Annotated in this window: 20 protein-coding genes; 5 read left to right on the top strand and 15 right to left on the bottom strand. The window is 76.1% G+C overall.

The annotated features are described in order from the left end of the window. Positions 1-44: 44 nt before the first annotated feature. The 6 genes from ilvC to ilvD all read right to left on the bottom strand — a co-directional run bounded on the left by ilvC (position 45) and on the right by ilvD (position 11,010). Positions 45-1,073, bottom strand: coding sequence for a ketol-acid reductoisomerase (gene ilvC / locus ACI8AX_RS01030; protein WP_456547926.1), 1,029 nt, complete (start codon positions 1,071-1,073; stop codon positions 45-47). Positions 1,074-1,180: 107 nt separating this feature from the next. Then, positions 1,181-1,708: an acetolactate synthase small subunit gene (ilvN, locus tag ACI8AX_RS01025; RefSeq protein ID WP_456547925.1), complete on the bottom strand. Its 528-nt coding sequence runs from the start codon at positions 1,706-1,708 to the stop codon at positions 1,181-1,183. A gap of 14 nt (positions 1,709-1,722) precedes the next feature. Next, positions 1,723-3,594 carry an acetolactate synthase large subunit gene (locus tag ACI8AX_RS01020; RefSeq protein ID WP_456547924.1) on the bottom strand — a complete coding sequence of 624 codons (1,872 nt, stop codon included), beginning with the start codon at positions 3,592-3,594 and terminating at the stop codon, positions 1,723-1,725. 220 nt (positions 3,595-3,814) lie between these two features. Beyond that, complete coding sequence (locus ACI8AX_RS01015; protein WP_456547923.1) at positions 3,815-6,559, bottom strand: putative bifunctional diguanylate cyclase/phosphodiesterase; 2,745 nt, start codon at positions 6,557-6,559, stop codon at positions 3,815-3,817. Further along, positions 6,556-9,189, bottom strand: a complete 2,634-nt coding sequence (locus ACI8AX_RS01010; protein ID WP_456547922.1) for a putative bifunctional diguanylate cyclase/phosphodiesterase — start codon at positions 9,187-9,189, stop codon at positions 6,556-6,558. The genes ACI8AX_RS01015 and ACI8AX_RS01010 overlap by 4 nt, the downstream gene beginning before the upstream one ends. A gap of 99 nt (positions 9,190-9,288) precedes the next feature. Continuing rightward, positions 9,289-11,010, bottom strand: coding sequence for a dihydroxy-acid dehydratase (ilvD, locus tag ACI8AX_RS01005; protein ID WP_456547921.1), 1,722 nt, complete (start codon positions 11,008-11,010; stop codon positions 9,289-9,291). Positions 11,011-11,101: 91 nt separating this feature from the next. Here ilvD and ACI8AX_RS01000 point away from each other — a divergent pair, with 91 nt between their 5' ends. The 3 genes from ACI8AX_RS01000 to ACI8AX_RS00990 are packed head-to-tail and all read left to right on the top strand — an operon-like array spanning position 11,102 to position 13,548. Beyond that, on the top strand, positions 11,102-11,923 hold the full coding sequence (locus ACI8AX_RS01000) for a helix-turn-helix transcriptional regulator (protein ID WP_456547920.1): 822 nt from the start codon (positions 11,102-11,104) through the stop codon (positions 11,921-11,923). 24 nt (positions 11,924-11,947) lie between these two features. After that, positions 11,948-12,328 (top strand): PH domain-containing protein, encoded by a 381-nt coding sequence (locus ACI8AX_RS00995; RefSeq protein ID WP_456547919.1) that lies wholly within the window; start codon positions 11,948-11,950, stop codon positions 12,326-12,328. Positions 12,329-12,372: 44 nt separating this feature from the next. Next, the gene (locus tag ACI8AX_RS00990) at positions 12,373-13,548 is read left to right on the top strand and encodes a PQQ-dependent sugar dehydrogenase (RefSeq protein ID WP_456547918.1); all 1,176 of its coding nucleotides are present in this window, start codon (positions 12,373-12,375) and stop codon (positions 13,546-13,548) included. Positions 13,549-13,664: 116 nt separating this feature from the next. Here the strand turns inward: ACI8AX_RS00990 and gatB are convergent, their stop codons facing one another. From gatB to gatC, 4 genes are read right to left on the bottom strand one after another with little or no spacing between them, the layout of a single operon-like run. Continuing rightward, positions 13,665-15,176: an Asp-tRNA(Asn)/Glu-tRNA(Gln) amidotransferase subunit GatB gene (gatB, locus tag ACI8AX_RS00985; RefSeq protein WP_456547917.1), complete on the bottom strand. Its 1,512-nt coding sequence runs from the start codon at positions 15,174-15,176 to the stop codon at positions 13,665-13,667. Continuing rightward, on the bottom strand, positions 15,173-15,352 hold the full coding sequence (locus tag ACI8AX_RS00980; protein WP_456547916.1) for a hypothetical protein: 180 nt from the start codon (positions 15,350-15,352) through the stop codon (positions 15,173-15,175). The genes gatB and ACI8AX_RS00980 overlap by 4 nt, the downstream gene beginning before the upstream one ends. Next, the gene (gene gatA, locus ACI8AX_RS00975; protein ID WP_456547915.1) at positions 15,349-16,869 is read right to left on the bottom strand and encodes an Asp-tRNA(Asn)/Glu-tRNA(Gln) amidotransferase subunit GatA; all 1,521 of its coding nucleotides are present in this window, start codon (positions 16,867-16,869) and stop codon (positions 15,349-15,351) included. The genes ACI8AX_RS00980 and gatA overlap by 4 nt, the downstream gene beginning before the upstream one ends. Before the next feature lies 1 nt (position 16,870). Continuing rightward, a complete protein-coding gene (gatC, locus tag ACI8AX_RS00970; protein ID WP_456547914.1) occupies positions 16,871-17,185 on the bottom strand; it encodes an Asp-tRNA(Asn)/Glu-tRNA(Gln) amidotransferase subunit GatC in 315 nt (104 codons plus the stop codon). A gap of 225 nt (positions 17,186-17,410) precedes the next feature. Here gatC and ACI8AX_RS00965 point away from each other — a divergent pair, with 225 nt between their 5' ends. Beyond that, on the top strand, positions 17,411-18,091 hold the full coding sequence (locus ACI8AX_RS00965; RefSeq protein WP_456547913.1) for an ACT domain-containing protein: 681 nt from the start codon (positions 17,411-17,413) through the stop codon (positions 18,089-18,091). Between the two features lie 73 nt (positions 18,092-18,164). Continuing rightward, positions 18,165-18,647 (top strand): putative immunity protein, encoded by a 483-nt coding sequence (locus ACI8AX_RS00960; RefSeq protein WP_456547912.1) that lies wholly within the window; start codon positions 18,165-18,167, stop codon positions 18,645-18,647. A gap of 57 nt (positions 18,648-18,704) precedes the next feature. Here ACI8AX_RS00960 and ligA read toward each other — a convergent pair whose 3' ends face one another. The 5 genes from ligA to ACI8AX_RS00935 form a co-directional block, all read right to left on the bottom strand. After that, on the bottom strand, positions 18,705-20,849 hold the full coding sequence (gene ligA / locus ACI8AX_RS00955; protein WP_456547911.1) for an NAD-dependent DNA ligase LigA: 2,145 nt from the start codon (positions 20,847-20,849) through the stop codon (positions 18,705-18,707). 56 nt (positions 20,850-20,905) lie between these two features. Beyond that, a complete protein-coding gene (locus tag ACI8AX_RS00950) occupies positions 20,906-21,901 on the bottom strand; it encodes a methionine synthase (RefSeq protein ID WP_456547910.1) in 996 nt (331 codons plus the stop codon). Then, entirely contained in the window at positions 21,898-22,974 is a 1,077-nt protein-coding gene (mnmA, locus tag ACI8AX_RS00945) for a tRNA 2-thiouridine(34) synthase MnmA (protein ID WP_456547909.1), read from the bottom strand. The genes ACI8AX_RS00950 and mnmA overlap by 4 nt, the downstream gene beginning before the upstream one ends. A gap of 76 nt (positions 22,975-23,050) precedes the next feature. Further along, positions 23,051-24,241 (bottom strand): cysteine desulfurase family protein, encoded by a 1,191-nt coding sequence (locus ACI8AX_RS00940; RefSeq protein ID WP_456547908.1) that lies wholly within the window; start codon positions 24,239-24,241, stop codon positions 23,051-23,053. Positions 24,242-24,314: 73 nt separating this feature from the next. Next, positions 24,315-25,772 carry an MFS transporter gene (locus ACI8AX_RS00935; protein ID WP_456547907.1) on the bottom strand — a complete coding sequence of 486 codons (1,458 nt, stop codon included), beginning with the start codon at positions 25,770-25,772 and terminating at the stop codon, positions 24,315-24,317. Between the last annotated feature and the right edge of the window lie 52 nt (positions 25,773-25,824).

The following is a 25,824-nucleotide window of genomic DNA, read 5'->3' as shown; positions in this document are numbered from 1 at the left end:
GCTGCTCGCGTGAGCAGCGGGGGCCTCGTCGCGTGGGGTCCCGCTCAGTTGCGGGCGGCGGTGCCGGTGTAGTCGTCGGAGGCCGACACCCAGCTCATCAGGCCGCGCAGCTTGCGCCCGGTCTCCTCGATCGGGTGCGCCTCGGCCTCGGCCCGGCGGCGCTTGAAGTCCGGCGCGCCGGCGTCCTGGTCGGCGATGAAGTCCGCCGCCCACGAGCCGTCCTTGATCCGCGCCAGGACGTCCTTCATGGCGTCCTTGACGTGCTCGTCGATCACCTTGGGGCCGGAGGTGTAGTCGCCGTACTCGGCGGTGTCCGACACCGACCAGCGCTGCTTGGCGATGCCGCCCTCGTACATGAGGTCGACGATCAGCTTCAGCTCGTGCAGGCACTCGAAGTAGGCGACCTCGGGCTGGTAACCGGCCTCGGTGAGGGTCTCGAACCCGGCGGTGATCAGCGCGCTGGCGCCACCGCAGAGCACGGCCTGCTCGCCGAACAGGTCGGTCTCGGTCTCCTCGGCGAACGTCGTCTTGATGACGCCGGCGCGGGTGCCGCCGATGCCCTTGGCGTAGGAGAGCGCCAGCTGCAGCGCGGTGCCGCTGGCGTCCTGCTCGACGGCGACCAGGCAGGGCACGCCCTTGCCGTCGGAGAACTCGCGGCGCACCAGGTGACCCGGGCCCTTGGGGGCGACCATCGCGACGTCGACGCCGGCCGGGGGCTTGATGTAGCCGAACCGGATGTTGAAGCCGTGGCCGAAGAACAGCGCGTCGCCGTCCTGCAGGTTGGGCTCGACCGACTCCTTGTACAGGTTCCGCTGCACGTGGTCGGGCGCGAGGATCATGATCAGGTCGGCCTCGGCGGCAGCCTCGGCCGGGGTGACGACCCGCAGCCCCTCGGCCTCGGCCTTGGCCCGGCTCTTGCTGCCCTCGGGCAGCCCGACGCGGACGTCGACGCCCGAGTCGCGCAGTGACAGCGCGTGCGCGTGCCCCTGGCTGCCGTACCCCAGGACGGCGACGGTGCGCCCCTGGATGATCGACAGGTCGGCGTCGTCGTCGTAGAAGATCTCGGCGGCCATGCGGTGCGTACTCCTTCGGTTGGTTCTCTGCGTGGGCGAGGCGTGGTGGCCCTCGTGCAGTGGCCCGCCGCGAGCTGGCGAGCGGCGGGGGGCACGGGGGTCCTTCCTCAGGCGGTGCGGTCGACCGGGCGCAAGGTACCGGCGCCCGACATCGACCGCGGACCCCGGCCCAGGGCGACGGTGCCCGACTGGGCCATCTCCTTGATCCCGAGGGGGGCCAGCACGGCGAGCAGAGCCTGCAGCTTGTCCGGCGTCCCGGTCGCCTCGAGGGTCACGGTGTCGGTGTTCACGTCGATGACGCGGGCCCGGAAGAGGTCGGCGGTCTGCAGCACCTGCGTGCGGTCGGCCATGGGCGCGCGGACCTTGACCAGCAGCAGCTCGCGCTGGACGGCGGCGTCGCCCTCGAGCTCCACGATCTTGATCACCTCGATTAGCTTGTTCAGCTGCTTGGTGATCTGCTCCAGCGGCGCGGACTCGGCGTCGACGACGATGGTCATCCGGGACAGGTCCGGGTTCTCGGTCGGCCCGACGGCGAGCGACTCGATGTTGAACCCGCGGCGGCTGAACAGCGCCGAGACGCGGGCCAGGACGCCGGACTTGTTCTCGACGAGGACCGACAGGGTGTGGCGGGTCATGGCTGTCGTCTCCCTCAGACCTGGTCGTCGCCGAAGACCGGGCGCAGGTCGCGCGCGGCGAGGATGTCGTCGTTGCTGGCGCCGGCGGCGACCATCGGCCACACCTGGGCGTCCGCGCCGACGACGAAGTCGATCACGACGGGGGCGTCGGTGATCGCCATGGCCTTCTCGATGACGGCGTCCACGTCGTCCTTGGACTCGCACCGCAGCCCGACGCAGCCCAGCGCCTCGGCCAGCGCGACGAAGTCGGGGATGCGGACCGGCTTGCGCTCGCCCTTGTCGTCGACCGGGTGCAGCTTGGTGTTGGAGTAGCGGCCCTCGTAGAAGAGCGTCTGCCACTGGCGCACCATGCCGAGGTTGCCGTTGTTGATGACGGCGACCTTGACCGGGATGCCCTCGATGGCGCAGGTGGCCAGCTCCTGGTTGGTCATCTGGAAGCAGCCGTCGCCGTCGATGGCCCACACCGTCGTCTCCGGGCGGCCGTACTTGGCGCCCATCGCGGCGGGGACGGCGTAGCCCATCGTCCCGAGGCCGCCGCTGTTGAGCCAGGTGCCCGGCTTCTCGTACCGGATGAACTGGGCGGCCCACATCTGGTGCTGGCCGACGCCGGAGGTGTAGATCGCGTCCGGCCCGGCGATCGCGCCCAGCCGCTCGATGACGTACTGCGGGGACAGCGAGCCGTCCTCGGGCCAGTCGTAGCCGAGCGGGTAGCGGGTGCGCCAGTCGTCCAGCTGCGCCCACCAGGCGGCCAGGTCGGGCGTGCGGCCGGCCTCGTGCTCGGCGCGGACGGCGGCGACCAGCTCGGCGATCGTCTCCTTGGCGTCGCCGACGATCGGCACGTCGGCCTTGCGGTTCTTGCCGATCTCGGCCGGGTCGATGTCGGCGTGCACGACCTTGGCCTCGGGGGCGAAGGAGGCGAGGTTGCCGGTGACCCGGTCGTCGAAGCGGGCGCCGAGGGCGACGATCAGGTCGGCCTTCTGCAGCGAGGTGACCGCGGCGACGGTGCCGTGCATGCCGGGCATGCCCAGGTGCTGGCGGTCGCTGTCGGGGAACGCGCCGCGGGCCATCAGCGTGGTGACCACCGGCGCGCCGGTCAGGTGGGCCAGCTCGGCCAGCTCCCCGGTGGCGCCGGCCTTGATGACACCGCCGCCGACGTAGAGCACCGGCCGGCTCGCGGCGGCGATCAGCGCGGCGGCCTCGCGCACCTGCTTGCCGTGCGGCCGGGTGGTCGGCTTGTAGCCGGGCAGGTCCAGCCGCGGCGGCCAGGAGAAGTCGGTCGTCGCCTGCAGGACGTCCTTGGGGACGTCGACCAGCACGGGGCCTGGCCGCCCGGTCGAGGCCAGGTGGAAGGCCTCGGCGATCCGCTGCGGGATCTCGTCGGCGGAGGTGACCAGGAAGTTGTGCTTGGTGACCGGCATCGTGATGCCGCGGATGTCGGCCTCCTGGAAGGCGTCCGTGCCGATGGCGCCGCTGGGCACCTGGCCGGTGATCGCCACGACCGGGACCGAGTCCATGTAGGCGTCGGCCAGCGGGGTGACCAGGTTGGTGGCGCCGGGGCCCGAGGTCGCCATGCACACCCCGACCCGGCCGGTGGCCTGCGCGTAGCCGGTGGCCGCGTGCCCGGCGCCCTGCTCGTGCCGGACGAGCACGTGGCGGATCCGGGAGTCGAACAGCGGGTCGTACAGCGGCAGGATCGCCCCGCCCGGGATCCCGAAGGCGACCTCGACGCCGACCGCCTCGAGGGACCGCACCAGGCTCTGCGCCCCGGTGATGCCCTGCAGGGGCGCGTGTGCGGCCTCGGCGACCGAGCGGGCGCCGGTCTCGACGCCGGCCAGCGCGGCGGCGGCGTCGCGGGTCGGTTGCTCGCTCGGGGTGGTGCTGCTCATGACGGCGATCTCCTGGCGGGGCCTGGGTGAGGCGGGACGGGCGGGTCGAGTGGGGGGCCGGGGAGCAGGCCGTGCCGCCTGCTCGGGGCGCAAAAAAACCCCTCGTGCCGCGGGCACGGAGGGGTGAGCGCGTCGGTCGGACGACCGACGCGCTAGGCGACTACGAGCTGCGGGCAGGCGGAGGGCACGGGACAACTGTGCGCCTCCGCCGCCCTCCCCGTCAACCGAGCTGTCCCGCCAGGTGGACGGTGTCGTGCGTGGCGTGGGACACGTCCCCGCGCTGCGGCGGGCCGGCCGGGGGCCCGTCGAGGACCGCCGGGTCGAACCCGTCGACGAGGTCCGGCAGCGCGGCGGCGGGCACCGGGCGGCCGATCAGCCAGCCCTGCAGGAAGCGGCAGCCCAGCGAGCGGAGGGCGGCCAGCTCGGCCGGCGTCTCCACGCCCTCGGCGACGATGTCCATGCCGAGCGTGCGGCCCAGGTCGACGACGCCGGCGACGAGCGCGGCCCGGCGCGGGTCGGCGTCGATGCCGGTGACGAAGCCGCGGTCCATCTTGAGGACGTCGACCGGCAGGCGGGCCAGCTGGGTGAGCGAGGAGGCGCCGCGGCCGAAGTCGTCGAGGGAGACGACGCAGCCCAGCTCGGACAGCTCGGCCAGCGTGCTGCGCAGCAGGTCCGCGTCGTCGGTGAACACCGACTCGGTGAGCTCGATCATCAGCCGGTCGGCGGGGAGGCCGGCGGCGGCCAGCGCGGAGGCGATGTCCTCGACCAGGCAGCGGGCCTGCACGTGCAGCGCGGAGACGTTGACGGCCAGCCGCAGGTCCCGGCCGCCGGCGACGAGCCGGGCGTGGTCGGCGGTGGCGGTCCGGATGACCCAGCGCTGCAGCGGCACGATGAGCCCGTCCTCCTCGGCGAGGCCGACGAACTCCTCCGGCGAGACCGACCCCAGCTCGGGGTGCTCCCAGCGCACCAGGGCCTCCAGGCCCAGCACCCGGCGCTCGGCGACGCCGGCCACGGGCTGGTAGACGACCCGCAGCTCGCCGCGCTCCAGGGCCAGCGGCAGGTCGCGGGCCAGCCGGCTGCGCCGTCCGGTCTCCTCGACCAGCGCCTGCCCGCAGGCCCGGACGCCGTTCTTGCCGTCGGCCTTGGCGGTCCGCAGGGCCAGGTCGGCCTCGCGCATCGTCGCCGAGGCGTCGCCGTGCCGGCCGATCTCGGCGACGCCGATGCTGGCCGAGACGTGCAGCGGAGGCCCGTCCGCGGGCTCCCCGCCCGGGCCGGCCGGGCCGCTGGGGAACCGGTGGGTCCGGTCCAGGCCGCGAACCAGCCGCTCGGCCAGCGCCAGCGCCTCCTCCGGCCCGGAGTCGACGACCAGGGCGAACTCGTCGCCGCCGAGGCGGGCCACGAGGTCGCGCTCGCGGGCCGCACCGGACAGGTGCGCGGCGACCTCCCGCAGGAGCGCGTCGCCGGCGTCGTGCCCGGCCACGTCGTTGACCGACTTGAAGCCGTCGAGGTCCAGCAGGAGCAGGCAGGAGCGGGCGCCGCCCTCGGCGCGGGTGATGGCGTCGTCCAGGGCGGCCATGAGCCGCGCCCGGTTGGGCAGCCCGGTGAGGAAGTCGGTGTAGGCCAGCCGCTCGAGCTCGCGCTGGGTGGTGCTGCGCTCGGTGACGTCGCGCAGGTGCAGCACCAGGCTGCCGGCGTCCCGGTCGGGGGCCGCACCGAGGACCTCGACGTCGCGCCACGCGCCGGAGCGCGCGCCCAGCCGCACCGTCACCGGGAGCTCCACCGCCGAGCCGGTGCGGACGGCGGCGGCCAGCCGGGCCAGCGAGGCCCGGGAGGAGACGTGCAGGAGGGCGGCGAGCGGGCGCCCGCCCAGCTCGTCGGCGTGCCAGCCGAGCTGGGCGGCCACGGCGCCGGAGGCCCAGGTGACCCGGCCGGTGGCGTCGAGCACGAGGGTGACGGCGTCGCCGCTGTGCACCAGGGCGCGGAAGCGGCGCTCGGCGTTCTGCAGCCGCCGGGTCAGGCGGTGGGCGTCCAGCGCCCACAGCAGGGTGCGCACCGACATCAGGCCGACGACGGCCAGGCCCCCGGTCGCCTCGGCCGCGGTGACCGGCCGGCCGAGCGCGGCGCCGCCGGTGAGGGCGGCCAGCAGCACGCCGGCGGCGGCCAGCGCGGCCAGCCCGCCGCGCAGCGGGAGCGTGCGGTGCGCCGGGGGGCCGGCCGGCTCCCCCGGGTCCGCGGCCGCCCCGAGGACGGCGGCGCCGAGCATGCCCATCCACGCCAGCTCGCTGAGCAGGTTGGGCAGCACGGCCCCCGTGGTGCGGCCCAGGGCGCCGCCGACGGCGACGACCGCCATCGCGGAGAAGGACACCAGCAGCCAGGTGGCCGCGGTCCGCCGCGGCTCGGCCACGGCGGTCACGGGGACCAGTCCGATGCCGCACAGGGCGGCGCCGATGAGCGGGTAGCCGACCGAGATCAGCTGCTGCGCCGCAGCGGTGCCGGAGGCGAACAGGTCACCGAGGACGACGTTGCCCAGCACCGCCAGCGACACGGTCACGATGACGCCGTCGAGCAGCACCCGGGAGCCGACCCGCCGGGCGGCTCGCCGCGGCAGCAGCCACACCGCGCCGGCGACCGCGACGGGCACGGCCAGCAGCATGGGCAGGTCCTCCGGCCCGCCCTCCGGACCGGGGGCACCGGCCCGGACGGTGGCGAGCGCCTGGCCCACCGCGAGCAGCGCGGCCGCGGCGGCCAGCGCGCGCCACGGCCGCCCGGACCGGCCGGGCAGGGCGCCGGCCACACGGGACAGCTGGACGGCGCCGGCGACCGAGGCGAGCGCGAGGCAGACGGAGACCAGCCGCGGCCCCTGCGCGGTGCCGGAGAGCTCCAGGACGGCGCAGGCGGCGGCGAGCAGGACGAGCAGGCCGCCGGTGGGCGCGGCGCCGCGCGGGCGGCCGGGGGCGGCGGTCACCGGGTGCCGACCAGTCCGGGCCACAGCGTGCCCGCGCCGGACTCCAGCAGCTGGGTGAGCTCGGTCAGCCGCAGCGGCCGGCTGAGCAGGAAGCCCTGGGCGAAGCCGCACCCGAGCCCCCGCAGGACGCCGAGCTGGGCGGGGGTCTCCACGCCCTCGGCGACCACGTCGAGGCCGAGGGCACGGCCGATCGCGATGACCGACTCGCACAGCGCGCGGCTGCGCGGGTGCCGGTCGACGCGGGCGACGAAGTCGCGGTCGAGCTTGAGGACGTCGATGGGCAGCGCGCCGAGGTGGGCCAGCGAGGAGTGACCGGTGCCGAAGTCGTCGAGGGCCACGTGCACGCCCATGAGCCGCAACGCCTCGACGTCGACGGCGATCGCCTCGGTGTCGGCCACCAGGGTCGCCTCGGTGATCTCGAGGATGAGCCGCTCGGGTGCCAGGCCGGTGCACTGGAGCACCGCGGCGACGTCCCCCACCAGCGTGCGGGCGGCCACGTGGGAGGCGGAGATGTTGACCCCCAGCCGCAGCGGCGCGTGCCCGACGGGCAGGGCGACGGCCGCGCGGGCGGCCTGCTCCAGCGCCCAGCGCTGGAGCTCGCCGATCACGCCGGCGCGCTCGGCGATGGGCACGAACTCCGCCGGCGGGACGTCGCCCAGCTCGGGGTGGCGCCAGCGCAGCAGCGCCTCGACGCCCACGACCCGCTGCTCCTCGAGGGAGACGACCGGCTGGTAGGCCACGGTCAGCTCGCCGCGGGCGCAGGCGCCGGGCAGGTCCTCGCGCAGCCGCGCCCGCCGCTCGTCGGCCGCGCCCAGGGCGGGCTCGAACCGGCGCGCGTTCCCGCGCCCGGCCCCGCGGGCGGCGCGGACGGCGATCTCGGCGCGGGCCCAGACCTCGCCCAGCGACAGGCCGGGCTCCAGCGGCACCAGGCCGATGTCGGCGGTGAGGTCGTAGACGCCGGCCGCGGTGGCGAGGGGCTGCTCGACCGCCGACAGGCAGCGGTCGGCCAGCAGGTCGCCGGCCCGGGGGTCGCCGGCGGCGAGGACGGCGAAGGCGTCGCCGCCCAGCCGGGCCACCGGCTCGTCGCCGCGGACGGTGACGCGCAGGCGACGGGCCAGCTCGACCAGGACCGAGGAGGCCAGGTCGCGCCCGGCGTCCTCGCGGACCCCGGCCAGGCCGTCGACCTCGACCAGCAGCAGCGTCGTCGGCTCGGCGCCCGGGACGGCCAGCCGCTGCTCGATCAGCCGGTCGCAGCCGGCCCGGTTGGGCAGCCCGGTGGCGGGGTCGGTGAAGGCGAGGTCCTCGAGGGCCCGCTCCCGGCGGTGGCGCTCGGTGACGTCGCGGCAGTGCAGCACCAGCCCGCGGACCTCGGCGTCGCCGCGCAGGTCGGACACGCCGGCCTCGACGTGGCGCCAGGTGCCGTCGGCGTGCGGCAGCCGCAGGGTGACCAGCGCGCCGGCGGGCTCGCCGGGGACGGCGGGGTGCAGGGCGCGCGCCACGGGCAGCACGTCCGCGGGGTGGGTGACGGTGAGCAGGTCGCGGCCGGTGAGCGGGACCCCGTCGCCGAGCAGGCGGGAGACCGTGGGCGAGGCCCAGGTGACGCGCAGGGCGTCGTCCAGGATCAGCACGGGGTCGCTGCTGGAGCGCACGAGCGAGCGGAACCAGGCCTCGCTGCGCAGGATCCGGGTGCTCATGCGGGCCTCGTCCAGCGCGGTGACCCAGCGGTGCACACCGGCCAGGCCGACGCACAGGACGGCGCCGACGACCGCCGCGGTCGTGGGCCGGACGCCGCACAGGGCGGTGATGCCGACGCCGAGGACGGCGACGAGCATCGCCAGGTGCGGCAGGACCGAGCCCAGCCGGACCGAGCGGCCGGTGCGCGGGCTCGTCCCGGGGCCGCGGCCGGGGCCGGGGTCCATCGTGGCGGCCAGCGAGAGCAGCGCCAGGCCGGCGACGACGAGGAAGCGGCTGGCGGTGAGGGCGCCGTCGAGGCCGTCGAGCGTCGCCGAGGTGGCCAGGCCGCGGCCAGCGGTGAGGGCCATCGCGGCGCCCAGCACGACCAGGGCCGTGGGCTGGCGGTGGCTCTCCACGGCGGCGAGCAGCACGAGGGCGGCCACGAGCACCGCCGAGGTGGCCACGACCGCGGCGACCAGGACGAGGCGGCCGGGGACCGGGGTGGCCGCCCAGGTGCCCTGGGAGCCGAAGACGAGCAGCTGCATGCCGGTCAGGCAGGCGGCGCCGAAGAGCGTCACCTCCACGACCCCGCGGGCGCCGCTGCGCAGCCGCTCGCGGGGCACCAGGGTCAGCAGCGCGGCGACGGCGAGCACGTAGCCGGGCACCGTGGGCACCCAGCGCAGCAGCACGGTGTCGAGCGGGTCGGTGGGAGCCGCCAGCAGGTAGGCGGCGAACGCGGCGACGGGGAACAGCGTCGCCGCCACCATCAGCCGCCAGCCGCGGGCTCCCTCCTGGGAGTGCCAGGCCACGCGGGCGATCCAGGCGGCCGCGCCGACGCCGGCCGCAGCCACCGCCACGTCGCCGACGCGGGCGAGCGAGGGCAGGACCGCGGCGACGGCGCACGCCGCGAGCGCCGCACCGGCCCCCGCGAGCAGGGCCCACCTCTGCCTGTCCACACCGCAGCCTTCGGCGGTGCGGGAGGCGGGCTGGAGCCCGGCGCGGGCGGGCTCACCCCTTGGGGGTGCGCCCGCCCGCGCGGGTCAGCGCACCCGGGTTCAGCCGCAGATCGCGCCGGTGGCGGCCGAGCCGACGAGCTTGGCGTACTTGCCCAGGACGCCGGTGGTGTAGCGCGGGGGCAGCGGCTGCCAGCCCTCCCGCCGGCGGGCGAGCTCCTCGTCGTCCACCAGCAGGTCGAGGGTCCGGGTCCGGAGGTCCAGCCGGATCCGGTCGCCGTCCTGCACGAAGGCGATGGGCCCGCCGTCGGTGGCCTCCGGGGCGATGTGCCCGACGCACAGGCCGGTGGTGCCGCCGGAGAACCGGCCGTCGGTGAGCAGCAGGACGTCCTTGCCCAGGCCCGCGCCCTTGATGGCGCCGGTGACGGCGAGCATCTCCCGCATGCCCGGGCCGCCCCGGGGGCCCTCGTAGCGGATGACGACGACGTCGTTGGGCCTGAGCGTGCCCTCGGTGACGGCGTCCATCGCGCCCTGCTCGCCGTCGAACACGCGCGCGGTGCCCTCGAAGACCTCGGCGTCGAAGCCGGCGGACTTCACGACCGCGCCGTCCGGCGAGAGCGAGCCGCGCAGGATGGTGAGGCCGCCGGTCTTGTGGATCGGGTCGCTCATCGCGTGCACGATCGTGCCGTCGAGGTCCGGCGGGGCGATCTCGGCCAGGTTCTCGGCCATGGTCTTGCCGGTCACGGTCAGCGCGTCGCCGTGCAGCAGGCCGGCGTCCAGCAACGCCCGCAGGACGACGGGCACGCCGCCGACCCGGTCGATGTCGGTCATGACGAAGCGGCCGAAGGGCTTCACGTCGGCCAGGTGCGGGGTGCGGTCGCCGATCCGGTTGAAGTCCTCGAGGGTCAGCTCGACCTGCGCCTCGTGCGCCATCGCCAGCAGGTGCAGGACCGCGTTGGTGGAGCCGCCCAGGGCCATGACCACGGTGATCGCGTTCTCGAACGCCTCGCGGGTCATGATCTGCCGGGCGGTGATGCCCTTGCGCAGCAGGTTGACCACGGCCTCGCCGGAGGCGACGGCGAACGCGTCGCGGCGGCTGTCGGGGGCCGGCGGGGCGGCGCTGCCGGGCAGGCTCATGCCCAGGGCCTCGGCGACGCTGGCCATGGTGTTGGCGGTGTACATGCCGCCGCAGGAGCCCATGCCGGGGCAGGCGGCCTTCTCGATCGCCGTCAGCTCGTCCCGGCTGATCCTGCCGGCGGCGCAGGCCCCGACACCCTCGAAGACGTCGATGAGCGTGAGGTCCCGGTCACCGAGCTTCCCCGGCAGGGTCGAGCCGGAGTAGAGGAAGACGGCGGCCAGGTCGAGCCGGGCAGCGGCCATGAGCATGCCGGGCAGGGACTTGTCGCAGCCGGCGAGCAGCACCGAGCCGTCGAGCCGCTCGGCGAACATGACCGTCTCGACGGAGTCGGCGATGACCTCGCGCGAGACCAGCGAGGCGCGCATGCCCTCGTGGCCCATGGAGATGCCGTCGGAGACCGAGATGGTGCCGAACTCCAGCGGGTAGCCGCCGGCGGCGTGCACCCCCTCCTTGGCCCGCTTGGCCAGCCGGTCCAGGGAGAGGTTGCAGGGGGTGATCTCGTTCCAGGACGAGGCGACGCCGATCTGCGGCTTCTCCCAGTCGTCGTCGCCCATGCCGACCGCGCGCAGCATGGCGCGGGCGGGCGCCTTGGTGATGCCGTCGGTCACCTCGCGGCTGCGGGGCTTGACGTCGACGCCGGCCGCGGTGGCGTCGTTGACGGTGGGCTGTGTCTCGACCGTGGTCACGGTGAGCGATGGTAGGCGCGGGGCCGGGCCGGGCCGAGACAGCGCTGATACTGGTACTGCCACCACCAGTCTCCGGGGAGGACGACGCCGCGTGACCAGCCCCGCCCGCCGCGAGCTCGGCGCGTTCCTGCGCTCCCGCCGCCAGCAGGTCGACCCGGCGACGGCGGGCATGCCGGTGGTCGGCGCCCGCCGCCGGCCGGGGCTGCGGCGGGAGGAGGTCGCGCTGCTCTCCGGGGTGAGCCACACCTGGTACACGTGGCTGGAGCAGGGCCGCGACATCAACCCCTCGCGCCAGGTCGTCGACGCGCTGGCCCGCACGCTGCGGCTGTCGGCCGCCGAGCACGAGTACGTGCTGCGGCTGACCGGGCACGGGGCGCCGGCGCCGTCGTCGGCTCCCGACGGGCTGCCGGCGCACCTGCAGCGGCTGCTCGACGCCCTGGCCCCCTCCCCCGCCTACGCGATCACCGCGAGCTGGGCGATCGTCGGGTGGAACGCCGCCTACGCGCGCTTCTACCCGGGCGTCGCGACCGCCGCGCCGGCCGACCGCAACCTGCTGTGGCTGGTCTTCACCGACCCCGTGGTCCGCGCGCTGCTCGGGGACTGGGAGACCGACAGCCGCCGGTTCCTCACCCAGTTCCGCGCCGAGGCCGGTGCCCGGCTCAGCGACCCCGAGGTGGTCGCCCTGGTGGCCCGGCTGGAGGCGGCCAGCGAGCACTTCCGCGCCGGCTGGGCCAGCCGCGACGTCGACCGGTTCAGCGCGGGCGAGCGGCGGTTCGAGCACCCGGCGGTCGGCACGCTGCTGCTGGAGCACCACCAGCTGACCCCGGCCGACGCCCCGGGCGTGCAGCTCGTCGTCTACACCGCCGCCCCGGGCAGCGAGACGGCCGCACGGCTGGGGCGGCTCACCGGCTGAGCGGGTCTGGGATCATCGGCAGGCGTGGCCGCCCCCGTCCGCCTGCGCATGAGCCGCACCGCGCTGGTCCCCGTCCTCGTGCTGTTCGTCTGCGTCCTGCCGCTGGCCGCCTCCGCGGCGTGGACGGCGGTCTTCCTGCTGCTCCCGCTGTCCGCCGCCGCGTGGGTGCTGCGGGTCGGCGTGGACATCGACGACGACGGCCTCACGGCCCGCTCCGTGGTGGGCGCGCGCCGGGTGCCGTGGGGCGAGCTCGCCGGCATCCGCGTGGGCGACCGCGCCTCGCTGTGGCTGGTCACCACCCGCGGCACGCAGGTGCGCCTGCCGGTGCTGCGGGCCCGCGACCTGCCGCGGCTGGCAGCGCTGTCCGGCGGCCGGATCGACGTCCCGGCCCCGCCGCGCCGCTGACCGGCGGCCCCCCGGGCGCCCGGAGCGCACGTACTGTCTGAGGGGTGAGGCGGGAGCGCGGACGACGGGCGTCCCGGCTGGCCGGTGCGCTGCTCCTGGCCGCCGTGGTGGCCGGCTGCGGGGACGACGGCGGCTACGAGCCGACCGGCGAGTGGCGGCCGCTGCCCGAGGGCGCGCCCCCGCAGGTCGCCCCGCCGACCGAGGGGCAGGTGCCGCCGCCGCCGTCCGGACCGCCGTCCGGCCAGCCCGGCGAGGACGCGCAGGACCCGAACGTCGTCGCGAGCGGGCTGGACGTGCCCACCGGCCTGGTCCTGCTCCCCGACGGCACCGCCCTGGTGGCCGAGCGGGAGACCGGCCGGCTGCTGCAGGTCTTCCCCGACCGGTCGCCGGCGCGGGAGGTCATGGTGGTGCCCGGGGTCGACACCGCCGGCGACGGCGGCCTCTACGGCCTGGCGCTGTCCCCCACCTTCGACGAGGACGGGCTCGTCTACGCCTACCTGACCACCGCGACGGACAACCGGGTGGTCCGTTTCCCGATCAGCGGCGGCACCCCGAACGCGGTGCTCACCGGCATCCCCCGCGGCGAGGTGCGCAACGGCGGCGCGCTGCTGTTCGGCCTCGACGGCTCGCTGTACGTGGGCACCGGCGACACCGGCAACCCGGCGCTGGCCCAGGACCCGGCCTCGCTGGCCGGGAAGGTGCTGCGCGTCGACGTGTTCGGCCAGCCGGTCGGCGACGGCCCCGTGTACGGCAGCGGCTTCAGCAACGTGACCGCGCTGTGCCTCGGCGGCGACGAGTCGCTCTACGCCACCGACGACGCCGGCGACCGCGCCGACGAGCTCACCGAGGTGGTCGAGGGCGCCGATGCCGGCTTCCCCACCGAGCGCAGCGGCTCGACGCCGCCGGTGCAGGAGGTCGACGGCGCCGTCGGCGGCCTGGCCGGGTGCGCCGTCGCCGGGCCGACGATCCACCTGGGCGCCCTGGACGGCCGGCGCCTCTACTCGGTCACCCTCGACGGCAGCGGCGCGCCGGTCGCCGAGCCCGAGGAGCTGCTCCCCGACCAGTACGGCCGGCTGCGCACCGTCGTCCTGGAGCCGCAGACCGGCGCGCTGTGGATCACGACGTCCAACCGCGACGGCCTCGGCCAGCCCGCCGAGGACGACGACAAGGTGCTGCGGATCCTGCCGCCCGGCGCCAGCGGCGAGGAGTCCCCGCTCTGACATCGCGGTCCTCCCGGACCGCACCGCGGCCAGGTGCCGTCCCCCGGCAGCGCTGAGCCACGACCGCCGCACCCGGCGGGGACCCCTCCGGGGTCCGCCACCGGGCACGGCCCGCGCTAACCGACGACGCGCTCCTCGAGCATGCGCTTCACGGTGGCCGCGTCGGCCTTGCCCCGGGTGGCCTTCATGACCGCCCCGACCAGCGCGCCGAGGGCCTGCACCTTGCCGCCGCGGACCTTCTCGACGACGTCGGGGGCACCGGCGATCGCCGCCTCCACGGCTGCGACCAGCTCGTCGGACTCGCCCATCACGGCCAGGCCGCGGGACTCCACGACCTGCCGCGGGTCGCCCTCGCCGGCCAGCACGCCGTCGAGGGTCTGCCGGGCGAGCTGGTCGTTGACCGTACCCTCGGCGACCAGCGCGGTCAGCTCCGCGACCTGGCGCGGGGTGACGGCGAGCTCCCCCAGCTCCACGCCGGCGTCGTTGGCGCGCCGGGCCAGCTCGCCCAGCCACCACTTGCGCGCGTCGGCCGGGGTCGCGCCGGCGGCCACGGTGTCGGCCACCAGCCCGAGCGCGCCGGCGTTGACCAGCCACGCCATCTCGGTGGCCGACAGCCCCCACTCCTGCTGGAGCCGGGCGCGCCGGGCGGCGGGCAGCTCGGGCAGGCCGGCGGCGAGCTTCTCGACCCACTCGGCGTCCGGCGCCAGCGGCACGAGGTCGGGCTCGGGGAAGTACCGGTAGTCGGTCGCCTCCTCCTTGCTCCGGCCCGGCGAGGTGCTGCCGGTGTCCTCGTGGAAGTGCCGGGTCTCCTGCAGCACCCGCCCGCCGGCGTCCAGGACGGCGGCCTGCCGGCGCATCTCGTAGCGCACCGCGCGCTCGACCGACCGCAGCGAGTTCACGTTCTTGGTCTCGGTGCGGGTGCCCCACTCCAGGCTGCCGATCGGCGCCAGCGAGGTGTTCACGTCGCAGCGCAGGCTGCCCTGCTCCATGCGGACGTCGGAGGCGCCGAGGGCCTGCACGATCTCGCGCAGCTCGGTCACGTACGCGCGGGCGACCTCGGGGGCCTTGGCGCCGGCGCCGGGGATGGGCCGGGTGACGATCTCGACGAGCGGGATGCCGGCGCGGTTGAAGTCGACCAGCGAGTGGTCGGCGCCGTGGATGCGCCCGGTCGAGCCACCGACGTGCAGGTTCTTGCCGGTGTCCTCCTCCAGGTGCACGCGCTCGATCTCCACCCGGTAGGTCTCGCCGTCGACCTCGACGTCCAGGTGCCCGGCGGTGCACAGCGGCTCGTCGTACTGGCTGGTCTGGAAGCCCTTGGGGATGTCCGGGTAGAAGTAGTTCTTCCGCGCGAACCGGGACCAGCCGGCGATCCGGCAGCCCAGCGCCAGGCCGATGCGGATGGTGTGCTCGACCGCGGCGGCGTTGGCGACCGGCAGCGAGCCCGGCAGCCCGAGGCAGACCGGGCAGGTCTGCGTGTTGGGCTCGGCGCCGAAGGTGGTGGCGCAGCCGCAGAACATCTTCGAGGCGGTGCCCAGCTCGACGTGGGTCTCCAGGCCGATGACGGGCTCGTAGCGGGTCAGGACCTCGTCGAGGTCCACGAGGCGGTCGCCCGTCTGGGTCGTGGTCACGGTGTGGTGTCCCCCTTCGGGAGGGACCGGCCGGTGACCCAGGCGCCGGCCCCGGTGAGCAGTCCGAGGACGATGAAGACGGCGAAGACGGCCTTGCCGCTGACGATCCAGAGCACCGCACCCGCCAGGACGACGAACGCGGTCAGCGCCCAGGCGGCCTTGAGCGGCCCGTTCACGCCGCACCGGCCCGGGTCGGCAGCTGGTCCAGGAAGCGGTGCCCGCGGGCGCTGTCCAGCGCGGCCTCCACCGCTGCGGCCAGCGAGTAGCAGCGGTCGTCGGCCAGCGCCGGCGCCATGATCTGGAGCCCGACCGGCAGCCCCTCGGACAGGCCGACCGGCACGGAGGTGGCCGGCAGGCCCGCCAGGCTCGCCGGCAGGGTGCACAGGTCGGCGGCGTACATGGCCAGCGGGTCGTCCACGCGGGTGCCCAGCGGGAACGCGACGGTCGGGGTGGTCGGGCTGACCAGCACGTCGACGTCGCCGAAGGCCGCGGTGAAGTCGCGGGTGATGAGCGTGCGCACCTTCTGGGCCTGGCCGTAGTAGGCGTCGTAGTAGCCCGCCGACAGCGCGTAGGTGCCGAGGATGATGCGGCGCTTCACCTCGGGCCCGAAGCCCTGCTCGCGGGTCAGCGCCATGACCTCGTCGAGGTCGTGCTGCCCGTCGTCGGCCACGCGGATGCCGAAGCGCATGCCCTCGAAGCGCGCCAGGTTGGACGAGGCCTCGCTCGGCGCGATCAGGTAGTACGCCGGCAGCGCCAGGTCGAAGCTCGGGCAGGACACCTCGCGGACCTCGGCGCCCATGCCCTCGACCAGCTGGATCGCCTCGGCGACGCGGGCGAGCACGCCCTCCTCGTAGCCGTCGGTGTGACCCTCCCCGCCCAGCTCGCGGACGACGCCGACGCGCAGCCCCTTCAGGTCACCGGCCGCACCCCGGCGGGCGCACTCGGCCAGCGGCGGCAGCGGCGCGTCGATGCTCGTGGAGTCGCGCGGGTCGTGGCCGCCGATGGCCTCGTGCAGGACGGCGGCGTCGAGCACCGTGCGGGCCATCGGGCCGGCCTGGTCCAGGCTCGAGGAGAACGCGATCAGGCCGTAGCGGGAGACCGAGCCGTAGGTCGGCTTGTGCCCCACCAGGCCGGTGACGGCGGCCGGCTGGCGGATCGAGCCGCCGGTGTCGGTGCCCAGGGCCCACGGGGCCAGCCCGCCGGCGACGGCCGCCGACGACCCGCCCGAGGAGCCGCCGGGGATCCGGGCGAGGTCCCACGGGTTGCGGGTGACCCGGTAGGCGGAGTTCTCGGTCGAGCTGCCCATGGCGAACTCGTCCATGTTGGTCTTGCCCAGCAGGACCGTGCCGGCGTCCTTGAGGTGCCGGGCCACCGTCGCGTCGTACGGCGGCCGCCAGCCCTCGAGGATCCTCGAGCCGCTGGTGGTGGGCACGCCCTCGGTGACGAAGACGTCCTTGAGCGCGACCGGCAGGCCGGCCAGCGGGCCCAGCTCCTCACCGGCGGCCCGCGAGGCGTCGACCGCGGCGGCCCGCTGCAGGGCGGCCTCGGCGTCGACGTGCAGGTAGGCGCCGACGGCGCCGTCCTCGGCCTCGATCCGGTCGAGGTAGGCCCGGGTGACCTCCACCGAGGAGACCTCGCCGGCGCCCAGGCGCCGGCCGAGCTCGGCGGCGTCGAGGTCGGTCAGTTCGGCCATGTCAGTCCTCCCCCAGGATCCGCGGCACGCGGAAGCGGTCGTCCTCGGCCGCGGGCGCGGCGGCGAGCACGACGTCGCGCGGCAGGCTCGGGGTGGCGACGTCCTCCCGGAGCACGTTGGTCAGCGGCACGGCGTGCGTCGTCGGGTCGACCTCGGCGACGTCGGCCTTCCCCACCTGCGCCACCGCGTCGAGCACCGCGCCGAGCTGCCCGGCGAAGCGGTCGAGCTCCTCGTCGGTGAGGGCGAGGCGGGACAGCCGCGCGAGGTGCGCGATGTCGTCGCGTCCCAGGGATTCGTGCGGTGACGGCGTGCTCATGCTCGGGCGGGACTCCACTCCTGCGCCGTCCCGACGCCGGCCCGGACCGTGCGGTGCGGGGACGTGCGGGACCGGGAACCAACCCCGCCACTGTACGTGGGCCGCGCCCGGTGGCCGGCGTGGCCGACGCCGCTCCCCCGCTGCTCGACGGGTGCGCGGGCATGGGGGAAGCTGACCGGCGTCTGCGATCACCGACGATCGACCCGTGGGACGCCCGGAGGAACCGTGTCCTATCTCCTGCGGCTGGTCGTCCCCGACCGGCCCGGCATCCTCGGCGCCGTCGCGACGGCGCTCGGCACCGCCGGGGTCGACATCGTGTCGGTCGACGTGCTCGAGCGCGGCGGCGGGGTCGCCGTGGACGACATCGTCATCGACCTGCCGCCCGACCGGCTGCCCGACAGCCTGATCACCGCCGCCCGCGCGGTGCCGGGGGTCGAGGTGGAGTCGCTGCGCCCCTTCTCCGGGACCCTCGACACCCACCGGGAGCTCGAGCTGCTGGAGGCGCTGTCGCGCGCCACGTCGTCCTCTCCCTCCCCCACCCTCGCGGTCAAGCTGCTGGCCGCCGAGCTCCCCCGCGTGTTCACCAGTGGCTGGGCCGCCGTCCTGACCGGGGACGGCGGCGCCTGCGAGGTGCTGGCCGCCTCCGACGCCGCGCCGGCGTTCGACGGGATGGCGCTGCCCTGGCTGCCGCTGGAGTCGCCGCGGCTGCTGCCGAGCGAGGACGACTGGCTGCCGGAGCGCTGGCGGGAGATGGCCATCGAGATGATGGCCACGCCGTTCGGGTCGCCGCGCACCGCGGTCGTCATCGGCCGATCGGGCGGGCCGGCGTTCCGCCGGTCGGAGCTGCTGCGGCTGGTGCACCTGGCCGGCATCGCCGCCACCGTCGCCCACCTGCCCCCGGCGTGACCGTTCCGCCCGCACCGGCGCGGGCCCGCGGGCGCCACCGGTGATCCTGCCCCCGGTCCGCGATCCCCGGTTCGTGACGATCCGCCGGGGCGGCAGCCTGACCGATCCCGACCACCACCTGCTCGCCCTGTGGGCGGCCGAGTGCGCCGAGCACGTGCTCGGCCTGTTCGAGTCCGCGCGCCCCGGCGACGGCCGGCCGCGCGCGGCGATCGAGGCCGCCCGCGCCTGGACCCGGGGAGAGCTCGGGATGATGCAGGCGCGCGCGGCCGGCGGCCACGCGATGGGCGCGGCCCGGGACCTGCGCGGGGCGCCGCGGCACGCCGCCTACGCCGCCGGCCAGGCCGCGGTCGTCGCCCACGTCGCCGCGCACGAGCTGGGCGCGGCCGCCTACGCCGTCAAGGCCGTGCAGGCCGCCGCACCGGCGGGCACGGAGCGGGCGGCGGGACGCGCCGAGTGCCGGTGGCAGCGGTCCCGGCTGCCGGAGGCGATCCGGGCGCTGGTCCTCGACGACCAGCGGCTGCGCAACGACCTGTGCTGGTCGGCCTTCGACTGCTGACCCGGCGGGCGGGTCAGCCCTCGGCGGGCGGCTCCTCCGCGGGGGCGTCCGCCGGGGCTAGGCGGGCTCGCCGCCGTCGCCGATCGTGGCGACCGCGCGGGCGGCGTCCGGCCCCTCGTCGAGCAGCACCCGGAAGCCGTCGTCGTCGAGGATCGGCGCCTTCACCTGCACGGCCTTGTCGTACTTGCTGCCCGGGTCGGCCCCGACCACCACGAAGCCGGTCTTCTTGCTGACCGAGCCGGTGACCTTGCCACCGCGCTCCTGGATCGCGGCGATCGCCTGGTCGCGGCTGAAGTCCCGCAGCGAGCCGGTGACGACGACGGTGACGCCGGTGAGCGGGCCGGGGCCGGCGTCGTCCCCCTCGTCGGCCATCCGCACGCCGTCGGCCCGCCACTTCTCGACCACCTCGCGGTGCCAGTCGACGGCGAACCAGTCCTTGACCGCCCGCGCGATGGTGGGCCCCACCCCGTCGGCGGCGGCGAGCTCCTCCTCGGTCGCCTCGGCGATCCGGTCCAGCGAGCGGAAGTCCCGGGCCAGCGCCTGCGCGGCGGTCGGCCCGACGTGCCGGATCGACAGCGCCACCAGCACCCGCCACAGCGGCACGTCCTTGCGGGTCTGCAGGTTCGCCAGGAGCTTCTGCCCGTTGGCCGACAGCGTGCCGTCCTTCTTCGTGTAGAAGTCCGACCGCTGCAGCTTCTCCGCGTCGAGGGAGAACAGGTCGCCCTCGTCGGAGAGCAGGCCGCTCTGCAGCAGCGAGATGGAGGCCTCGTAGCCGAGGTTCTCGATGTCGAAGGCGCCGCGGCCGGCGACGTGGAAGACCCGCTCCCGCAGCTGCGCGGGGCACGACCGGGCGTTGGGGCAGCGGATGTCGGCGTCGCCCTCCTTCTCCGGCCGCAGCTCGGTGCCGCACTCGGGGCAGTGGGTCGGCATCTCGAACGCGCGCTCGTCGCCCGTGCGGGCCGCCACCACCGGGCCGAGCACCTCGGGGATGACGTCGCCGGCCTTGCGGATGACGACGGTGTCGCCGATCAGCACGCCCTTGCGCACGACCTCCGAGGCGTTGTGCAGCGTGGCCAGCTGCACGGTCGAGCCGGCCACCTTCACCGGCTCCATGTAGGCGAACGGCGTGACCCGGCCGGTGCGGCCGACGTTCACCCGGATGTCGAGCAGCTTGGTCGTCGCCTCCTCCGGCGGGTACTTGAACGCGATCGCCCAGCGCGGCGCCCGCGACGTCGAGCCCAGCCGCCGCTGCAGCGCCACCTGGTCGACCTTGACCACGACACCGTCGATCTCGTGCTCCACCGAGTGCCGCTGCTCGCGGTAGCGCTCGACGTAGGCCCACACGCCCTCGAGGTCGTCGACCACCTCGAACCGCTCGCTGGTCGGCAGGCCGAGCTCGCGCAGCCGGGCGTAGGCCTGCGACTGCCGCTCCGGCTGCCACCCGTCGTGCGCGCCGAGGCCGTGCACGATCAGCCGCAGCCGCCGCGAGGCGGTCACCCGCGGGTCCTTCTGCCGCAGCGACCCGGCCGCGGCGTTGCGCGGGTTGGCGAACGGCGCCTTGCCCTGCTCGACCATCGAGGCGTTGAGGTCGGCGAAGGCCTCGACCGGGAAGTAGATCTCGCCGCGGACCTCGAGCCGCTCCGGGACGTCCTCCCCCGCCAGCTGCTGCGGGACGTCGGCCATCGTGCGCACGTTGGCGGTCACGTCCTCGCCGGTGACGCCGTCGCCGCGGGTGGCCGCGCGGACCAGCCGGCCCCGCTCGTAGAGCAGCGCGACCGCCAGGCCGTCGATCTTCAGCTCGCACAGCCAGCTCACGCCGCTGCCGGCGTCGCGCTCGACACGGGCCGCCCAGGCCGACAGCTCGTCGCTGCTGAAGACGTTGTCCAGGCTCTGCATCCGCTCCAGGTGCTGCACCGGGGCGAACGTGGCGGTGAACCCGCCGTTGACCTTCTGGCTCGGCGAGTCGGGCGTGACCAGCGCGGGGTGCGCGGCCTCGATCGCCCTGAGCTCGGCCATCAGCTCGTCGTACTGGCCGTCGCTGACCAGCGGCGCGTCCTGCACGTAGTAGGCGAAGGCGTAGCGGTCGAGCTCCTCGGCGAGGTCGCGGTGCCGGGTGCGCGCCTCGTCGGGCACCTCGGTGAGGTCCTCGCGGTCGACGTCGGCGGTGACCTGAGGGGCGTCGGTCTCGGCGTCCGTGCTCACCCGCGAACCGTATCCAGCGGCACCGACAGCGATGCGCCCTCGCCCCGATCGGGTGGCTACTCCGGCTGGAGGAAGCGGGCCGCCTCGCGGACGTGGGTCATCGCCGCGCGCGCGTACGCCGGCGAGGCGCCCGCCAGGCCGCACGCCGGCGCCAGCGTGACCGCCGCGGGCAGGTCGTCGGCGGCGAACCCCAGCTCGTCCCACCAGGCTCGGAGCCGCGACGCCGTCGCCTTGGGGGCGGGCAGGACGGCGTCGGTTCCGGGCACGACGCCCAGCACCAGGTGCAGCCCGGCGTCGACCGCCGTGCCGACGGCGTCGAGGTCCTGCACCAGCCCGTGGTCGAGGGAGACCGCGGCCGCGCCGGCGGCCCGGAACAGCTCCAGCGGCGCCCGGTCGGCGCAGCAGTGCACGACCACCGGCCCGGGCAGCGCGGACACGACCGCCGCCAGCTCCTGCTCCACCACGCCCGCCTCGACGGCCGGCAGCTTGCCGAAGCCGCTCGCCGTCGGCAGCGCGCCGCGGATCACGGCCGGCACGCCGGGCTCGTCCAGCTGCACGACCACCCGTGCGCCCGGGACCCGCGCCGACACCTCCGCGACGTGCGCCGCGACCCCCTCGGCCAGCGACTGGCCCAGGTCGCGGCGGGCGCCGGGGTCGACGACCGCCCGGTCGCCGCGCATCCGCTCCAGGCCGGCGGCCAGGGTCCACGGCCCGGCCGCCTGCACCTTGAACGTGCCCGTGAGGCCGGAGGCCAGCTCGTGCAGCGCGTCGAGGTCCCGGGCGAGGAACTCCCGGGCCCGGCGCTGGTCCACGCCGCTGCGCGGGACCAGCCGCCAGCCGGCCGGGGTCAGGTCGACGGCGAGGTCGACCAGCAGCGCCGCGCTGCGGCCGAGCAGGTCGGCGCCGGCGCCCCGGCCGGGGAGCTCCGGCAGGTGCGGCAGGTCGGGCAGCTCGCCCAGGACCACCCGCAGCGCCTCGACCGGGTCGGTGCCCGGCAGCGAGCCCACGCCGGTGGCCGGGCCCCAGACCGGGGCGTCGTCCGGGTCGCTCACGGCCGGCCCGCGGCCACGACCGCGCCCTGGCCGAGGACCAGGTCCCCCCGCTCGGCGTCGGGCAGGTAGAGCACTGCCGACTGGCCCGGCGCCACGCCGCGCTGCACCTCGTCGAGCGCGATGACCAGGCCGCCGGCGTCGCCGTCGACCGTGCAGGGCACCGCCGTGCCGTGCGCGCGCAGCTGGACCTCGGCGCGCAGCGGCAGCCCGGGGGCGGCGCCGGTCCAGGTCGGCGGGCCGGTGCGCACCTCGGTCACGCCCGCGAGGTCGGCGGTGCCGATCGTCACGGTGCGGCTGACCGGCTCGATGCCGAGCACGTAGCGCGGCCGCTGGTCCCCGACGCTCACGCCCAGGCCGCGGCGCTGGCCGACGGTGAACCCGTAGGTGCCGGAGTGCTCCCCCACCGTCGCGCCGGTGGCCGCGTCGACCAGCGGCCCGGGCTGCTCCCCCAGCCGGCGGGCGAGGAAGCCGCGGGTGTCGCCGTCGGGGATGAAGCAGATGTCGTGCGAGTCGGCCTTCGTGGCCACGGCGAAGCCGCGCTCGGCCGCGATCTCCCGCACCCGGTGCTTGGTCATCGACCCGAGCGGGAAGACCGCGCCGGCCAGCTGCCCGGCGGTGAGCACCGCGAGCACGTAGGACTGGTCCTTGGCCGCGTCGGCCGAGCGGCGCAGCTCGCCGCCGGCCAGCCGGGCGTGGTGGCCGGTGACGACCGCGTCGAAGCCCAGCGCCCGGGCCCGGTCGAGCACCGCGCTGAACTTGATCCGCTCGTTGCAGCGCAGGCAGGGGTTGGGCGTGCGGCCGGCCGCGTACTCGGCGACGAAGTCCGCGACGACGTCCTCGGTGAACCGCTCGGCGAGGTCCCAGACGTAGAACGGGATGCCGAGCTCGTCGGCGACCCGGCGGGCGTCGTGCGCGTCCTCCACGCTGCAGCACCCGCGGGCGCCGCTGCGCAGGGTCTGCCGGTCCGGGGACAGCGCCAGGTGCACGCCGGTGACCTCGTGCCCGGCGTCGACGGCCAGCGCGGCGGCGACCGCGGAGTCGACCCCGCCGCTCATCGCGGCGAGAACCCTCACGATGCCCCCGGTCCGGCTCCGCGGTCGCTCCGCTCCTCGCTCGCAGACCTCGCTGCGATGCCCACTCCCTGTCGCCTCACGCCCGGCTCATCCCCGCCCGCCGCGCCCGCTCCACCACCGGACCGATCACGTCGAGCACCGCGTCGACGTCCGCGTCGGTGGACGTCGAGCCGAGGGAGAAGCGCAGCGAACTGCGCGCGCGGTCGGGTTCGGCGCCGATGCCGAGCAGCACGTGGCTGGGCCGGGCGACACCGGCGCTGCACGCCGAGCCGGTGGAGCACTCGACCCCGCGGGCGTCGAGCAGCATGAGCAGCGCGTCGCCCTCCGCGCCGGGGAACGACAGGTGCGCGTTGCCGGGCAGCCTCCCGAGGTCGCCGGCGAGGACGTCGTCCAACGGGGCGCCGTTGAGGCGGGCGTCGGGGACCCGCTCGACCACCCCGGCGACGAGCCGGTCGCGCAGGCCGGTCAGCCGCACGGCGCGGTCCTCGCGCCGGGCGACGGCGACCTCGGCCGCCACGGCCAAGCCCACGATCGCGGCCACGTCGAGCGTGCCCGAGCGGACGTCGCGCTCCTGGCCGCCGCCGTGCAGCAGCGGCATGCAGGCGGCGTCGCGGCGCAGCAGCAGGGCGCCGGCGCCCATCGGGCCGCCCAGCTTGTGCCCGGTCATGGTCAGCGCGTCGACACCGCTGGCGCCGAAGTCGACCGGCACCTGGCCCACCGCCTGCACCGCGTCGGTGTGCAGCGGGACGCCGACCTCGTGCGCGACCGCGGCGAGCGCCGCGAGGTCGCTGACCGTGCCGATCTCGTTGTTGGCCCACATGACGCTCACCAGCGCGACGTCGGACCCGTCGCCGAGCGCGTCGGCCAGCGCCGCCGGCGTGACCCGGCCGGTGGGCTCGACCGGCAGCCAGGTGATCTCGGCGCCGTCGTGCTTGGCGAGCCACTCCACGCTGTCCAGGACGGCGTGGTGCTCGACCGGGCTGGTGACGATCCGGCGCCGCTGCGGGTCGGCCTCGCGCCGCGCCCAGAACAGCCCCTTGACGGCGAGGTTGTCGCTCTCGGTGCCGCCGCCGGTGAACAGCACCTCCGACGGCCGGGCGCCGAGGGCCGCGGCGAGCCGCTCGCGGGCCTGCTCGGCCGTGCGACGGGCCGCGCGACCGCTGGCGTGCAGGGAGGAGGCGTTGCCGACCCGGCCGAGCTGCTCGGTCATCGCCGCCAGCGCCTCGGGCAGCAGCGGCGTGGTCGCCGCGTGGTCCAGGTACGTCACCAGTCCTCCTCGCTGGCGCTCGTCGGCCAGGTGCCGTGACGTGCTGTGCACACGCGTGACCTCGCGGGCTCGGTCACCGGACCTCCTCGCCGGCCGGTGCCCCCGTGCTCGCTGCAGGCCGGCCCGCCTCGGCCAGGGTAGTCGCGGGCGTCGGCGGCGCCGTCCGCGCCGGTGCACCGCCCGCGCGCGGGGCCACGAGGGCGCCCGTCGCGGCGACGACCGTGAGCAGCGCGACCGCTGCGAGCACCGCCCCGGCCAGCGGCAGCGAGCCCTGGCTGGCGGCCCCGACCAGCACACCCACCGCGCCGACGCTCAGCGCCGAGCCGGTGACGTCGGAGATCTGCAGCGCGGACGAGTCGGTGCCGCGACGGTGCTCGGGCGAGTGCTCGAACAGCAGGACGCCGACGCTCGGCATGCCCAGGCCCATGCCGAAGCCGGCCACGGTCCAGGTGACGTAGGAGGTCCAGCCGCCCAGCCCGGGGACCGCCACGAGCGCGGTGCCGGCCACCCCGAGGGCGAGCGAGGCGAAGCCGACCCGCAGCAGCAGCACCCGGGACAGCCCCGGCCGGCGGCCCTGGGAGTAGGAGGCCAGCGCCCAGCCCAGCGAACCCGCGGTCAGCGGGACGCCGGCGGCGACGGGGCTGTAGCCGTGCAGCTCGGTGAGCGTGAGCGGCAGCAGCGCGTCCACCCCGAAGAAGGCGGCGGCCAGGAGGCCGCGGGAGGCCACCACGGTCGGCAGCCCGCGCGCCGCCCGGACCGTGCCCGTCGGCAGGAGCCGGCGCAGCCCGACGACGAGAGCCGCCAGGCCGGCGACGGCGAGCACCACGGCGAGCCCGTCCAGCCGCTGCCCGGCGTACTGCAGCGCCGCGATGCCGAGGCCGGCCAGCCCTGCCCACCAGCGCCGCGCCGGGTCCGGGACCGCCCCCTCCTCGGGGGGCGGCAGCGCGCGCAGCGCGGGCAGGACCAGCAGCAGGCCGGCGAGGACCAGCGGCAGCAGCCCGAGGAACACCAGCCGCCACGACGCGTGCGTGGTGACCAGCCCGGCGATCACCGGCCCGACGAGGGCGGGCACCACCCAGGCGGTGGAGAACGCACCGAACAGCGCCGGCCGCGCCCGGGCCGGGAAGGCCTGGCCGGCGGCGACGTACAGGGAGACGGCGACCAGGCCGGACCCCAGGCCCTGCACGGCGCGGCCGGCGACCAGCACGGCCATCGAGCCGGCCACCCCGGCGACCAGGAGCCCGGCGGCGAAGACCGCGACCCCGGCGACCACCGCCGTCCGCGGGCCGCGGCGGTCGCCGATGTCGCCGCCGACGACCATGCCGACCACCGAGGCGACGAGGAAGGCGGAGAACGGCCAGCCGTACCAGGCCAGCCCGTCGAGCTCGGCCACGACGGTCGGCATCGCCGTCCCCACGGCCATCGTCTCGAACGCGATGAGGGTGACCAGCAGCAGCAGGCCGGCGGTGCGCAGCCGCAGACCGCGGCCGAGGATCCCCCCGTCGACGTCGGGGTCCACGTCACTGCCCACGTCCCCGCCCAACCCGCCACCCCCCTCCCTGCTTCCCGTCCCGGACACGACC

Source organism: Blastococcus sp. SYSU D00813, from assembly GCF_054050735.1.
The sequence above is the reverse complement of the archived record's forward strand: the minus strand, read 5'-3'. Positions and strand labels throughout refer to the sequence as shown.

Bases quoted from the DNA above. Each gene is read 5' to 3' on its own strand.
- ilvC (WP_456547926.1), bottom strand. From the start codon at position 1,073: ATGGCCGCCGAGATCTTCTACGACGACGACGCCGACCTGTCGATCATC.
- ilvN (WP_456547925.1), bottom strand. From the start codon at position 1,708: ATGACCCGCCACACCCTGTCGGTCCTCGTCGAGAACAAGTCCGGCGTC.
- ACI8AX_RS01020 (WP_456547924.1), bottom strand. From the start codon at position 3,594: ATGAGCAGCACCACCCCGAGCGAGCAACCGACCCGCGACGCCGCCGCC.
- gatA (WP_456547915.1), bottom strand. From the start codon at position 16,869: ATGGCCGAACTGACCGACCTCGACGCCGCCGAGCTCGGCCGGCGCCTG.
- gatC (WP_456547914.1), bottom strand. From the start codon at position 17,185: ATGAGCACGCCGTCACCGCACGAATCCCTGGGACGCGACGACATCGCG.